Below are 12,994 nucleotides of genomic sequence, written 5' to 3'. Positions count from 1 at the left end.
TTCGGGGCAGGTGTTGGCGCGCCATCTTCTGACCCATCCGGAATGGGTGAAGGATTGCTGCGTGGTGGACGTGGGGCCCGGTTCCGGCGTGGTGGCGGTGCCCGCCGTGTCATCGCTTGCGATCTGGACCCGGACGCGCTGGCCGCCAGCGAAGCCAACGCCGCCCTCAATGGCGTCAGTCTGGAACTGAGTGATGATCTGGACGCCTGTCTGGCCCTGGCCGACCGCGTTACCGCCGCCGATATTCTCTACGACCGGGATAACCTGCCGTTGCTGGCCCGTTTTCGCCGGGCTGGCGCGCCGGTGTTGCTGGCGGACTCCCGTATCGCCGGGTTGCAGCCGCCAGGGTATCGTCCGCTCGGGAATTGGCATGCCACCACCTGGCCGGATCTGGGAGAAGCCAGTGAGTTCAATCAGGTGAGGCTGTTTTTATCGGAACCCTGAAGGCCGGGCGGCGGTCGAAGCTTCACGATTCAGCAACCTGGCCGTCATGTTGATCGCCAGTTCAAGCCCGACTAAGTTAGTGCCCAGGTACAGGAGGATGTGGCCTTGTACGCACCATTGAAATCCTATTATTCCTTTATTTGCGCGCTTTGCGTTGCTCTGTTGTTGACTGTCGCGGTACCGGCCCGGGCGGCGCTGCCCGTGGCGCAAGGGGAGTCGTTGCCGACGCTGGCGCCGATGTTGGAAAAAACCGCGCCGGCGGTGGTGAACATCGCCATCGAGACGCGGGTGCGGACCGCCCGCAACCCGCTGTTGGAAGATCCGTTCTTTCGCCGTTTTTTCAATGTTCCCGAACAACAGCAGCCTTCCACCCGGCGTGCCATCAGCGCCGGCTCCGGCGTTATCGTCGACGCCAGGCAAGGCTACGTGTTGACCAATGCCCATGTGGCCAAGAACGCGGATAAAATCGAAGTGACACTCACCGATGGTCGCGAATTGAGCGCGGAGCTGGTGGGGCTGGACGAGGAAGTGGACCTGGCGGTGCTGAAACTGGACAAGAGCGATGATCTGACCCAGATCCGTATCGGCGATTCCACCGGGCTGCGGGTGGGGGATTATGTTCTGGCGATCGGTAACCCCTTTGGCCTTGGTCAGACCGTGACCTCCGGTATCGTCTCCGCGCTGGGCCGCACCGGTCTTGGCATTGAAGGCTACGAGAACTTCATCCAAACCGACGCTTCCATCAACCCCGGCAACTCCGGTGGCGCGCTGGTCAATCTGCGCGGTGAACTGGTCGGGATCAACACCGCGATCCTGGCACCTTCAGGAGGGAACGTCGGTATCGGCTTCGCCATCCCAACGGAAATGGCGGTGAATGTGATGGAGCAGCTGATCGAACATGGCGAGGTGCGCCGTGGTGTGCTGGGTGTGACGATTCAGGATCTGACACCGGAGCTGGCGGACGCCTTCCAGGTGGAACAACGGCAGCGCGGTGTGGTGGTCACCAATGTGATGGAAGACAGCGCCGCGGACAAAGCGGGTCTCAAGGCCGGTGATGTCGTGGTGGAAGTGGACGGCCAGCCGGTGACCCGGGCGGCGGATTTGCGTAACAAGGTCGGGTTGTCACCGGTCGGTGAGAAGGTACGGCTGAACATTATTCGCGATGGCGGTAAGCGCCAGCTGGTGGCGGTGATCACTGAATCCGATCAGCGTCAGGCCGGCGGCGACGCCATATCGAAATTCCTGCAGGGCGCCAGCCTGCGCGATCTGCGCAAAGGCGAGCTGCGCCACGCCGACAGCGGCGTGCTGGTGGAAGCCGTGGAACGTAACTCCCCGGCCTGGCGTGCCGGCCTGCGGGGTGGTGACGTGATTATCAATGCCAATCGCCAGAATGTGGTCAACATGCAGGAACTGGAGTCGGCCGTCCCCGACGCCGATGCCGCCCTGTTGTTGCGTGTCAATCGTGACGGCGGCGTGTTCTTCGTGGTGGTGCGCTGATTCAGGACCGCCGCGGTTCGGGCCTGTAAACGGGCTGTCCCATCATTAAGGGGCAGCCCGCCCGGCCTTCGCTAACGTGCGGGAAAGGCGGTCCAGCGATCCAGCCAGGTGGCACTGGCCCCGGGCCGTACCGCGCCGAGGTAGACGGCCGCCTCGTCCCAGAATTCCCCCTGAGGCACCGGCACGGCGCCGCGTGTCGCCGGTGACCGCAAGGCGGGCGTCACAGTAGGGTGGTATGGGTTGATCACATCCTGATTGAAATGGGGGTCTTCGCCGAAACGGATGCCGCCCAATCCCCGGAAAAAGGCGTCCTCGTCGAAGCCGCCATCATCGTCCGCCTCTCCTTGCTCCGTCTCGAAATAACTCAGGCCGCGCGGGCCGATGCCATGCATCAGCATGCCCTGAAACTCCAGAGCACCGGTATCCAGATTGCCCACCGTGGCGGTGTCGCGCAGGTCGATGGCTTCACCGGAAAAACCGCTGATCAACAGATTGCGGAAATGGCCACCGGTGCCTTCGCGCAGAGTCATGGCACGATGATGGCGGGTGCTGCTGCGCGGCGACACCAGGGTGACGTTGTACATGACCGGTTCGGAGCGGGGGCGTGCCTGGTGATGCGCGCCGTTGTTGTCCGCCTCGAAGGCATTGTCGCCGGTGTCCTGGTGCTGTTGCACCACCAGGAACTGCACTCTGCCGCGCCAGCCCAGATCCCAATCCAGGCCATCGTCGCCGGCACCGGTAATGACGATATGGCGCAGGTCGACGTTGCCGCCAAACACTTCCACGCCGTCGTCCAGGGGCCGGTGCACCTGCACATGGCGGACGATGGTACCGCTGCCGCAACCACCCAGGGTGAGACCGTTCAGTTCATTGTTGGCGTAAACCTCGAAGCCGGCGAACTCGATCCGGGCGTATTCCAGTACGCCGCAACTGCCTTGCGGGTTCTGCCCGCCATAGGCGCCGAGCGGATCGCCGGCATCAATGCCTTCGATCTGAGCGTCGGGTTGGTTGACCGGAGCGTCCCCCAGCAAGACCAGCCCGCCCCAATCGCCGGCGGTCCTTTTCCCTTCAGGCTGGATGCTGGTGAAAACGATGGGGGCATCCTCGCGGCCGGCGGCGTGGAGACGGGCTCCGCGAGTGACGACCAGCGCCGAATCGGCGCGGCCGAGAATGCGGGTGCCCGGCTCGATGGTCAGGCGCACGCCGGGCATTACGTACACCACGTCCCCCAGTACCCAATCACGGTCAGCGGTCCAGGTCTGGTCCTGGTCGATCACCCCGGTTATGACCTGGTCGCCTTGCAGGTAGGACAGAGCCAGCCACCAGAATAGCAGCAGGAACAGCGACAAGGTGCCAATGACCAGAGGCCATGCCAGCCGCCGGTAAGTGAAACGGGAAGAACCCGTGGAGGTCGCTTGGGGACGGGCGTTATTGACCGCGTCGGCGTGGTCAAGGCGCGCCAGTTCCTCTCCCAGATGACGGATGTGGCTGTGCGGGCTGTGACATGCCCGCTCGATAATTTCCGCCCGGTAGCGGGCGTCGTTCAGCAGGGTGTTGAAATGAATGAAGCCAAGACCTGTATCCCCGGCACGGTCGTAGTTTTGCTTTAACTGCCAAAGCAATTCCACCAGACGCGCGCGAGCCGGCGTGTCGTCGCCCATGGTAGCCCCCCCCAGATGTTTATGTTTAACAACCCAAAGGCGCCAGTGTGGAAGTAAAAAATGACAGTCGTGCTAAGGGGCGCCGTGGGAGGGTATCGTGGCTCGTGGACCACCGCTGTCCCACAGTTGTGGGACGGGCGGCCTACACGCGACACGCCTTCGTTGGCAAGCCAGCTTCCCACAGCGGCTTCGTGGCCCTTCTGTGGGAAGCTGGCTTGCCAGCGAATTTGGGCGCCGGTGGCTCACGAGCCGCGATAGCCCTCCTGTATCACGCCAGGCCGAGGATATCGTCGGCGGCCTTTTCGGCGATCATCACCGTTGGGGCATTGGTGTTGCCGCCGATCAGCGTTGGCATGATGGAGGCATCCACCACCCGCAGATTTTCCAGGCCGTGCACGCGCAGTCGCGGATCCACCACCGCCATGTCGTCGACGCCCATCTTGCAGGTGCCCACCGGGTGGTAAATGTTGTCGCATTTCTCGCGCAGGAAAGCGCGGATCTGATCGTCGGACCGCACCTGGCTACCGGGAAAGATCTCATTGCCGCGCCAGGGGCCGAGGGCTTGCTGGGCCATGATCCCGCGCATCGCCTTGACCCCGCGTACCATGCCTTCCATGTCGTCCTCATGTTCCAGGAAACGTGGATCGATCAGCGCCGGTGAGCGCGGGTTGGCGTCGCGCAGCCGGATGTCGCCGCGGCTCTTGGGGCGCAGGATGCAGACATGGCCTGAATAACCGTGCCCGATACTGAACGTCCAGTTCAGGCCATGGTTATCCAGCTTGGCGGCGGTGAGATGCAATTGCAGGTCGGGGATCGGTTCCTCCGGCCGTGATTTGATGAAACCGCCGGCTTCGGCCACGTTGGAGGTCAACTGACCGCTGCGGCGATAGAAGAAATCCCAGACGCCACGCAGGCCGGAAGTGGGCAATTCCCAGGGCGACAGTGTCAAGGTGTCGCGTTTCAGGTTCTGGTGCACCACCAGCACGTCCGGATGGTCCTGCAGGTTCTCGCCGACGCCGGGCAGGTCGTGGACCACGTCGATGCCATGCTGCTCCAGTTCCTGGCGCGGACCGACGCCGGACAATTTCAGCAACTGTGGGGAATTGATGGTGCCGCCGCAGAGAATCACCTGGCCGGCGGACAGCGTTTGCACCTGCCCTTGATGCTCCACGTCCACGCCGGTGGCGGTGCGGCCGTCAAAGCGCACCCGGTGCACCAGAGCGCCGGTCATCACGGTCAGATTTTCGCGCTCCAGGGCGGGGTGCAGATAGGCGCGGGCGACGCCGCAGCGTTCGCCGTCCTTTTGCGTCACTTTATAAAAGCCGACCCCTTCCTGGGTGGCGTTGTTGAAATCATCACTGGCCGGATAGCCGGCTTCCTGAGCGGCGCTGACGAACGCCTCGCTGACCGGGTGCCGGAAACGCAGATCGGCCACGTTGAGACGCCCGTGGGTGCCATGGAAGTCGTCTTCGCCGGCTTCGTAGTGCTCGGAGCGCTTGAACAGAGGTAGAACATCCTGGTAACCCCAACCCGGGTTGCCGAGGGATTCCCAATGATCGTAATCCCAGGGATGGCCGCGGGTGTAGCACATGGCATTGACCGCGGAGGAGCCGCCCAGGGTTTTACCACGGGGAATGTAGATCTGACGGTTGTTGAGCGCCTTTTGTGGCACGGTGTAGTAACGCCAGTTCCGGCGGTTGGAACGCATCAGCAGGATGATGCCGGCGGGGATGCGAATAAAGAGGCTGTTGTCCGGTGGCCCGGCTTCCAACAGGCACACCCGGTTGTTGGGGTTCTCCGACAGCTGGTTGGCCAATACACAGCCGGCGGAACCCCCGCCGACAATCACGTAATCGTATTGCATGCCGCTCGCCCTTGGTTGTTATCGGCTCTCTGACCGGTCCGCTGCCCCCGGCAGTGAACCGTGGGGGCGTCCTGTCTCACTATCCTCGCATACTAGTCCCGCCGCGCCTCGGTGTTATTGGCCGAATCCGGACACCGCCAGGCCGGCAAAGTCAGCGACAGCGCGCTTGCGGGGGAGCGGAGCGCTGTTTATGATCAATACAACTTTTATCAACAGTATAACTTTTGCGCAGCTTGCCGCGAGGCACTGCTTTCTGCTTAGCCGATTCGGGTCGGTTAAGCAGAGACCAGGGTAACGGAAGTTCTCCGCGCACATCCCCTGTAAGGGGAGCGGGCCACGACCCGCCGACATTTTTCCATTCCCTGTCGCAGAATCGTCACGATAACAGGCTTTCATGGTCCCGCCACAGCGGGAGAAGTTTGTCGAACAGGCGAGGGTGCCTATGAGTGAGCGCATTCTGCGATTGGACAAGGCCGGCACGCCGGTGGAATGGCTGGACTGGCAGGCCGCTGCCACTTTGTACGCGCGAGGTCTGGTGACCTGGACGCTCGGGGATGTGATCTATCGCCTGCGCGGTGGACTGTGCCGCGTCACTGGCGATCGGTCCCGTTTGTCCCTGCATTCCATCATTGCCTGCGATGGCCTGGCCAGCCCGCGCCGCCGTACCCGTCCGCCGCTGACCAATCGTGCGCTGTTCCGCCGGGATCAGCATGTTTGTCTGTATTGCGGCAAGTCATTTCCCGAATCCCAACTGACCCGTGATCACATCTGCCCCACTTCCCGTGGTGGCCGCGACCACTGGCTCAACGTCGTGGCCGCCTGTCGCCGCTGCAATCAACACAAGGGCAGTCGCCTGCTGGAGGAAATCGGCATGGAGTTGCTGGCGCTGCCTTATGTGCCGAACATGGCCGAGTATCTGGCGCTGATCAACAGCCATCGTATTCGTGGTGACCAGATGGCGTTTTTGCGGAATCAGTTCGGTAAGGACAGTCGTCTGCTCTGATTAACATCTGGTTTCCACTCGCCGCACAGACTGACGTTTTTTTCATGCCGTCTCTCTTACCTTTGGCGCGCAAGTATGTTGGTATCTATAAGGAACTGGATACTAATAAGTGCAACGGAGCCTCTTTTCCCCGATGTTGGCGCGGCTTTTCTTCATGGTTTTTTTATGCGCGGTGGCCGCGGGCTTGCGGGCGCAGGTGCCATCCGCGGCGTTTTATTATGGGCCAGAGGTTCCCTGGGACGAACTGGCCGCTTTTGACATGGCGGTGGTCGAGCCGGCGCAGGCTCCTGTCCCTCCGCCAGATCGGGTTGGCCAGGTGTATGCTTATGTCAGCCTCGGTGAAGTGCTGCCCTCACGGGACTATGCCGCTGGCATTCGCTCGGAGTGGATCCTGGGTGATAATCCGGATTGGCAGACCCGGGTCTTGGATCTGGCCGAGCCGGCACTGAGGGATTATCTGATTGAAAAGGTGATCCGGCCGCTATGGCGCCAGGGATATCGGCGCTTTTTTTTCGATACTCTGGACAGCTACCAACTGGGTGTTGAAACGGACACGGAACGGGCCGCTCAGCGTGAAGGGCTGGAGACCCTGATCCGGCGGGTGGGGGAAACATTTCCCGGGGCCCGCTTCATACTTAACCGCGGATTCGAATTATTGCCGGTGGTTCACCGCTATGTGGATGCGGTGGCGGCGGAGTCCCTGTACCAGCGCTGGCGCCCTGACAGCGGGCGTTATCAGCCGGTGTCCGGCGAGGATCGTGAATGGTTGCTGGCCCGTTTCGAGGAGGTGCGGCAGCGCTATGGTCTGCCCACCATCGCCATTGATTACGCTCCTCCTGAGGACAGGGCCGGGGCCAGAAGCATCGCACAGCGGATTCAGAGCCATGGTGTCGTGCCCTGGGTCAGTAATCCAGCACTGGACATGCTTGGCGTGAGCAACCTGGAAGTTGTTCCACGCCGCGTGTTGATGATCCATGACGTCGCCCAGGACGGCCTCTGGGAGCGTTCGGAAATGGTCCGCTATGGCCTGATGCCGGTGCAGTTTCTCGGTTTGGTCCCGGATATCCGATATATGGGCGAGCCGATGCCAGCGGGTACACTGAACGGTCGTTACGCCGGTATTATCACTTGGTTCAATGATGATACCGGAGTACCACCGGCCTTCCGGCACTGGCTGGCGCGGCAGGCCCGTGCCGGGGTGCCGGTGGCCATGGTCGGGCAATTGCCGGTGGACCCGGGGGATCCCGACGCGGAGGTGTTCGGGCTGCGCCAGCATCCGGAGCCTCAGGAAAGTCCGAGGGTGATAACAAAAGCGCCGGGGATCGGCTTCGAAACGCCGCTGCCTGCGCTGCTGGAAGTGTCATCTCCGATCAGTGCTGACAATGCCGAGCCCTGGCTGACCCTGAGGGCGGGTGGGGAGGATTATATGCCGGTGGCCATCACCGGTTGGGGGGGATACGCGCTTGATCCTTATGTAGTACGCTCGATTCTCCCTACGATCAGCGATGCGGATGTGACGGACCGGTGGGTGATTCAGCCGCTGGACTTTCTGCGTCAGGCATTGAAGTTACCACCGATGCCAATCCCCGATGTCACCACGGAAAACGGCCGCAGACTGTTTTTTGTGCATATGGATGGCGACGGGTTCCCCAGTCTGGCGGAGGTGAGGGGGTATCGCGATCAGGCCGCTGGCGAGGTTTTGCTGCAGGAAATACTGAAGCGTTACCCCGTACCCACCACCATCTCCGTGGTTGAGGGGGAAGTGGCGCGGACCGGACTCTACCCGGAGAGGGCCGAGGAACTGGAGGACATCGCCCGGCGTATTTTCAGGTTGCGGCATGTGGAAGCCGCTACTCACACCTATTCACACCCGTTCTATTGGTATGAAGCAGCGGCTCATCCATCGGAGACTCAGGGCTCCGAAGGGGCACTGCGGTTGGCTGTGCCGGATTACACCCTGGATCTGGAACGAGAATTGGCTGGCTCCGCCCGTTATATCGAGGAAAATCTGTTGCCGCCGGGCAAAAGGGTGGAAATGGTGCTCTGGAGTGGCGATACCAACCCGCCGGAAAAAGCGTTGGAACTGACTCGCAAGGCCGGTCTTCTGAATATGAACGGCAGCGACACGGTGATCACCGAAAGCGCGTCTACCTGGACGCTGATCAAAGGGATCGGCGTGCCCAAGGGTGACGAATATCAGGTGTTTGCTCCGAACCAGAACGAGAATCTGTACACCGGAGAGTGGCTCGGCCCGTTTTACGGGTTTCAACGCGTCATTGAAACGTTTGAGTTGACCGGAGAACCGATCCGCTTCAAACCCATCGATATCTACTACCACACCTATATCGCCAGCAAGAAGGCGTCCCTGGCGTCGCTGAAAAAGGTTTACGACTGGGCGTTGAGTCAGCCGGTCAATCCCGTGTTCGCGTCCGACTACGTGAAAAAGGTGCTTGATTTCAATCGCATGGTGGTGGCGCGCCAGGGAAACCGGTGGCGGGTTCTGGGGGCAGGGGAATTGCGCACCCTGCGTCTCCCGGAAGGCGTGGCATTACCCGATCTTCGAACCAGCCAGGGGCTGGCCGGCTATCAGAGCGGCGGCACCGGGCCCTACCTTCACCTGTCCGGAGGCCGTGCCAGCTGGCAGCCCGGAACGGAGGGAACGGCGCCGGGGATATGGGATGCCAACGGACGTTTGACGGCGTTTGAACGCGATGCGGGGGGCATCACTTTCTCGCTGAAAAGCGCGCTGCCGTTGTTGTTCACTCTGCAGCAGCCCCCCGGTTGTGAATTGCGCCAGAACGAACGCCGTATCAGGCCCGTGTCCCGCGAAGGTGATCGTTATCGTTACAGGAGTGACCGCAGTGAGCTCAACGAGCTACGGCTACAGTGTCGCCCGTGATCGCTGGCGAATAGTGGGGCCGCCGGAACTGCTGGCGCTGGTTCTGTTGATCGGCGTGGTGTGCTGGCTGGTTTTCCCAAGGGATCTCGCTGGCTCGCTGCGCAGCGCTCGCATGGATGCGGTGACGTTGTCCTACACCAACGCCTGGTTGCGGGCCAAGCCCGATGATTTTGGCGTGCGTCTGGTACTGGCGCGCAATCTGATGGACCTGGGGTTGCTCCAGCAAGCCGAGGAACAACTGGACCATCTTTCCCGCCATGCCAGCGATCCATCGACTCTCGCGACACAGGCCTGGTTACGCTCACGGCTTCCGTTTGTGGCGCTGATGGAAATTCCAGCCCGGCAGCGTCGCGATGACCCGCTTTGGGGGCAGTCTCGCGCTGCCCTCGAGCGCGTTGACCGCACGACTTTGTCGTTGCGACAACTGGAGCGATACGCGGAAATGGCGCTGATACTCGACCTGCCTGACGCGGCGGTCCAGGCCTACCGCCAACTGGCGGCCCGGCAGGCGTATCCGGGGGCCTGGTATGCCCGGGGAGCGGCGGCTTTGCTTGCCCGCGGACAGTATCGGGAGGCGGCGGATGAGTACCTGTTGGCAATGGCGTCACAAGAGAACCATTATGGTCGCCGCCGTTATTTCCTGGCCGCGCTATCGAGCCTGGAGAGTGGAGGCCTGATCAGGGAAGCCGCCGCCCTGGGGCAACGTGAGGCGGCGCCGTTTCTGAACGACCAGAAAGTGCTGTATCGACTGATGAACATGGCTCGGGCCGCTGGCGAATATCAGTTGGCGGAACGTTACGCGATCCTGTTGCTGAAACTGGATCAAGGGTTGGGAACACCATGAATGGACGCTGGTTGATTCCAACCACTCTGTTGCTGATGCAGTCCGTGGCAGCCAGTGCACAGCCGCCGGCGCCGTATGAGCACCGCTACTACGAAGGCGGTTACCAGGTGTTCGTGGGCAGTGGCAACCTGCCCCGCGCCAGACAGGTAGTCGAGAACGCGTTGTATTGGCGCCCAGACGATCCGCTCTGGATTGAACGGATGGCGCTGGTGACCGGGTGGCAGGGGGACACCGAAGCGTCTCTGGCGGCGTGGTTGCGTTTGGCGGAGGAAGGACATGATGCGGAGGCCTGGCGCCATGTTCTGACCCTGGCGCCGCAAACTTTCGATTTCGAACTGCTGCTCAAGGCCCGGCGCCGTATGCTGCGCGCTGATCCGGGTAATCCCGATCTGGTTGGAAAGGTGGTGCGGGAGTACGAATTGCTGGGTCGGCCGGAAGAGGGCTTCGCGTTTTTGAGGCAATGGTACAGTTCCCATCCGGGGCGTGCGGTGCTGAAGGAATTACAGCGGATAGCGGAACACATCGGACACGATGACGCGGCGGCCTCCTATTACCGGCGTTATATGGATCGGTATGGCGTGGAGTCTGAGATGGCGACGCGGTTAGCGGACTTGCTGTGGTTGCAGGGGAAACGGGAAACGGCCTACCGGGGATTGCGCGCGGATGCCGGAGCCTTGCCCTACGAGGCCGGGGTTACCCGGCGGCTGGCGGTAATGGCGATGGAACTGGGCGATTGGGAAACCGCTTTGCACTCCTACCGGCGTCTGGATGATAACGGCGATGCTTCGGTGGCGGACTATTACCAGTACATTGCTCTGGCGCGTTTCCATGCACCGCGCCGGGTGGCCGCCATTCTGGAACGGCTCTGGAACCGGACCGGGCGTCCGGACATGGCCGTGGGTATGTTGGCGGCCCTGGCGGCCCGGGGCGAGCGCCAGGCGATTGATGACTTCTTCAACAATCTGGATTCCACGAACTTCGAACGGCTGGCGGCAAACCCGGCGTTTTTGCGGTTCCTGGCCGATTATCGGCAGGGCCGGGGGGATCTGGAGGGCGCCCGGGCGGCGCTGTCGCGCGCCCTGATTCTGGACCCGGACGATACGCAGACCCGGGTGGCCTGGCTATGGATAAATGTCAGCGACGGTACTGATGAAGCGCTGGCCGGGTTACTTGAGCGCTGGGAACCAAGTGCCCGCCAGGATGAACGGTTCTGGATGCCACTGGCCGCTGCCCATATGGCGCTGGATCAGCCGGAGCAGGCGCTGCGTTATGAATTGGCCATGCTCGGGCGGGCGCCGCGACAGTGGACCCGCCGCTGGTCCTACGCCCAGGCACTGATCGCGTCGGGGCGTGAGGATCAGGCTTGGCCGGTGATGCGTGAGTTGTGGCGTTCTCCCCCTGTTTCGGAAGACATGACCTCCGCCGAGACCCTGTTGTTCGAGGAAATGCGGTCCGCGTTGGCGGCCCGCTTCGCCAGCGCGGATGAACAGCTGCGGTTTCAGCAGCGGGCCTGGGCGGATACCCCGCCTGAGATGAAGGCGGCCCGGGCGGAGTGGTTGGCGCAATGGGCATTATCGGTGGACGCCCCGGAGCTGGCCCGCCTCTGGTATCTGCGTGAAGGTCGGCTACTGGGGCGGCCGTTGCCGCCGGGCTCGGCCTTGGCATTGGCTTACCTGGATAGCGACCATGGTGCAATCAGGACACTGCGTGACGACGCGGCTGACCCCCTGACCGCCGGGGAGCGGCTGGAAGCGGATAACACTCTGGGCCGGGAGCGATGGGCCGCGGCCCAGTTGGCGCGGCAGCAGTACCATGCCCCCGAAGTGGCGGACCGCCATCCGCAACAGGAATCGCTGTTATTGCCCGCGTCTCATAAAGTGGCATCGAGTGTTGAGCGGCGTCACCTCGGCCCGTTGGATGTGGATCTGTTCCAGGTGGGGCAGAGATGGCCCGTCGCTGAGCGCTGGCATCTGGATTGGGAGGGCTCGCGGCGCCGGTTCAGTAGTAACGACCAGCAACAATTGCAGGTCGGGGAGGACGAGCAGCGGCTCACCGTGGCTGCCGCCTATCAAGGCAGGAAACGGGCACTGAGCCTGCGGTTCGGACATCGCTCCTTGTTTGGCTATAACCGCCAGGATTTGGAGTTCAGTGTCAGCGGAGAACCCTTTCGTGACATCGACTGGCGTATCGAGGCCCAGTGGCGGGCTCCCACCGATGAGACATCTGAATTATTGCTGATGGGACAGCGTTCCGGGGTTGCCTTGGAAACGAACTGGCGTCCCATGGCGCATTGGTGGAACGGTGTTTCCCTGGCTCATTACGATTATCAGGATCTGCGTGACCGGGATCTTGGCGAGGGTACTCTGGTCTCCGCGTATACCAGTTGGAGGCCATGGTTGTCGCGCTGGTCACCGGGGGTGCGTCTTCGTCATTCCCAGGCGGGTTTTTCCGGACAGCGCCCGGTTGATCCCGGAATCGATGTCATACACGCCACTGGTAATCCACTGGCGGTGCCGCAAAGCTATCATGAGACCGAACTGGCGTTTTTGCTGGGTATGCCGGATGTTCATATACGGCCGCACCGTATACAGGCCTGGGGCGAATTCGGTGTCACCGATAACAGCTTGTCAGGCACCGGTTTTGTCGCGCGAGTCGGAGCGGAAGGGCCGTGGCTGGGCCGGGATGCCTGGAGACTTTATTTCGAACGGGGCCTGAATACCGGAGGCGGTCAAGAAGACAGCTACCGGTTGGGGCTGGAATATCAGTTCTACTATTAGGAGAA

General features: G+C 62.0%; 8 protein-coding genes. 6 read left to right on the top strand and 2 right to left on the bottom strand.

All coding sequences use genetic code 11. The annotated features are described in order from the left end of the window. Positions 1–54: 54 nt before the first annotated feature. Positions 55–444 (top strand): class I SAM-dependent methyltransferase, encoded by a 390-nt coding sequence (locus A6D6_RS21825; protein ID WP_236563997.1) that lies wholly within the window; start codon positions 55–57, stop codon positions 442–444. A 99-nt stretch (positions 445–543) separates the two neighbouring features. After that, a complete protein-coding gene (locus tag A6D6_RS05495) occupies positions 544–1,941 on the top strand; it encodes a DegQ family serine endoprotease (protein WP_133490546.1) in 1,398 nt (465 codons plus the stop codon). Positions 1,942–2,012: 71 nt separating this feature from the next. On the opposite strand, the gene A6D6_RS05490 is transcribed toward A6D6_RS05495, so the two are convergent. Both A6D6_RS05490 and A6D6_RS05485 read right to left on the bottom strand, forming a co-directional pair. Beyond that, the gene (locus A6D6_RS05490; protein WP_159660166.1) at positions 2,013–3,602 is read right to left on the bottom strand and encodes a beta-helix domain-containing protein; all 1,590 of its coding nucleotides are present in this window, start codon (positions 3,600–3,602) and stop codon (positions 2,013–2,015) included. 268 nt (positions 3,603–3,870) lie between these two features. Further along, positions 3,871–5,466: a GMC family oxidoreductase gene (locus A6D6_RS05485; RefSeq protein ID WP_159660165.1), complete on the bottom strand. Its 1,596-nt coding sequence runs from the start codon at positions 5,464–5,466 to the stop codon at positions 3,871–3,873. A gap of 442 nt (positions 5,467–5,908) precedes the next feature. On the opposite strand from A6D6_RS05485, the gene A6D6_RS05480 reads away from it, so the two are divergent. The 4 genes from A6D6_RS05480 to A6D6_RS05465 all read left to right on the top strand — a co-directional run bounded on the left by A6D6_RS05480 (position 5,909) and on the right by A6D6_RS05465 (position 12,989). Then, positions 5,909–6,469 (top strand): HNH endonuclease, encoded by a 561-nt coding sequence (locus A6D6_RS05480; RefSeq protein ID WP_159660164.1) that lies wholly within the window; start codon positions 5,909–5,911, stop codon positions 6,467–6,469. 154 nt (positions 6,470–6,623) lie between these two features. Beyond that, positions 6,624–9,368 (top strand): bifunctional glycoside hydrolase/polysaccharide deacetylase family protein, encoded by a 2,745-nt coding sequence (locus A6D6_RS05475; RefSeq protein WP_159660163.1) that lies wholly within the window; start codon positions 6,624–6,626, stop codon positions 9,366–9,368. Next, positions 9,331–10,212 (top strand): hypothetical protein, encoded by an 882-nt coding sequence (locus tag A6D6_RS05470; protein WP_133490551.1) that lies wholly within the window; start codon positions 9,331–9,333, stop codon positions 10,210–10,212. The genes A6D6_RS05475 and A6D6_RS05470 overlap by 38 nt, the downstream gene beginning before the upstream one ends. Then, positions 10,209–12,989 (top strand): tetratricopeptide repeat protein, encoded by a 2,781-nt coding sequence (locus A6D6_RS05465; protein ID WP_055100200.1) that lies wholly within the window; start codon positions 10,209–10,211, stop codon positions 12,987–12,989. Before A6D6_RS05470 ends, A6D6_RS05465 begins: the two co-directional genes overlap by 4 nt. Positions 12,990–12,994: the final 5 nt, after the last annotated feature.

It is taken from the genome of Alcanivorax xiamenensis (assembly GCF_009846745.1).
Lineage (GTDB): Bacteria > Pseudomonadota > Gammaproteobacteria > Pseudomonadales > Alcanivoracaceae > Alloalcanivorax > Alloalcanivorax xiamenensis.
Note: the sequence above shows the minus strand (reverse complement) of the source record. Positions and strands in the feature narration are given on the sequence as shown.

Coding starts and splice junctions, on each gene's coding strand:
- A6D6_RS05490 (WP_159660166.1), bottom strand. CDS start 3,602: ATGGGCGACGACACGCCGGCTCGCGCGCGTCTGGTGGAATTGCTTTGG.
- A6D6_RS05485 (WP_159660165.1), bottom strand. CDS start 5,466: ATGCAATACGATTACGTGATTGTCGGCGGGGGTTCCGCCGGCTGTGTA.
- A6D6_RS05480 (WP_159660164.1), top strand. CDS start 5,909: ATGAGTGAGCGCATTCTGCGATTGGACAAGGCCGGCACGCCGGTGGAA.
- A6D6_RS05475 (WP_159660163.1), top strand. CDS start 6,624: ATGGTTTTTTTATGCGCGGTGGCCGCGGGCTTGCGGGCGCAGGTGCCA.
- A6D6_RS05465 (WP_055100200.1), top strand. CDS start 10,209: ATGAATGGACGCTGGTTGATTCCAACCACTCTGTTGCTGATGCAGTCC.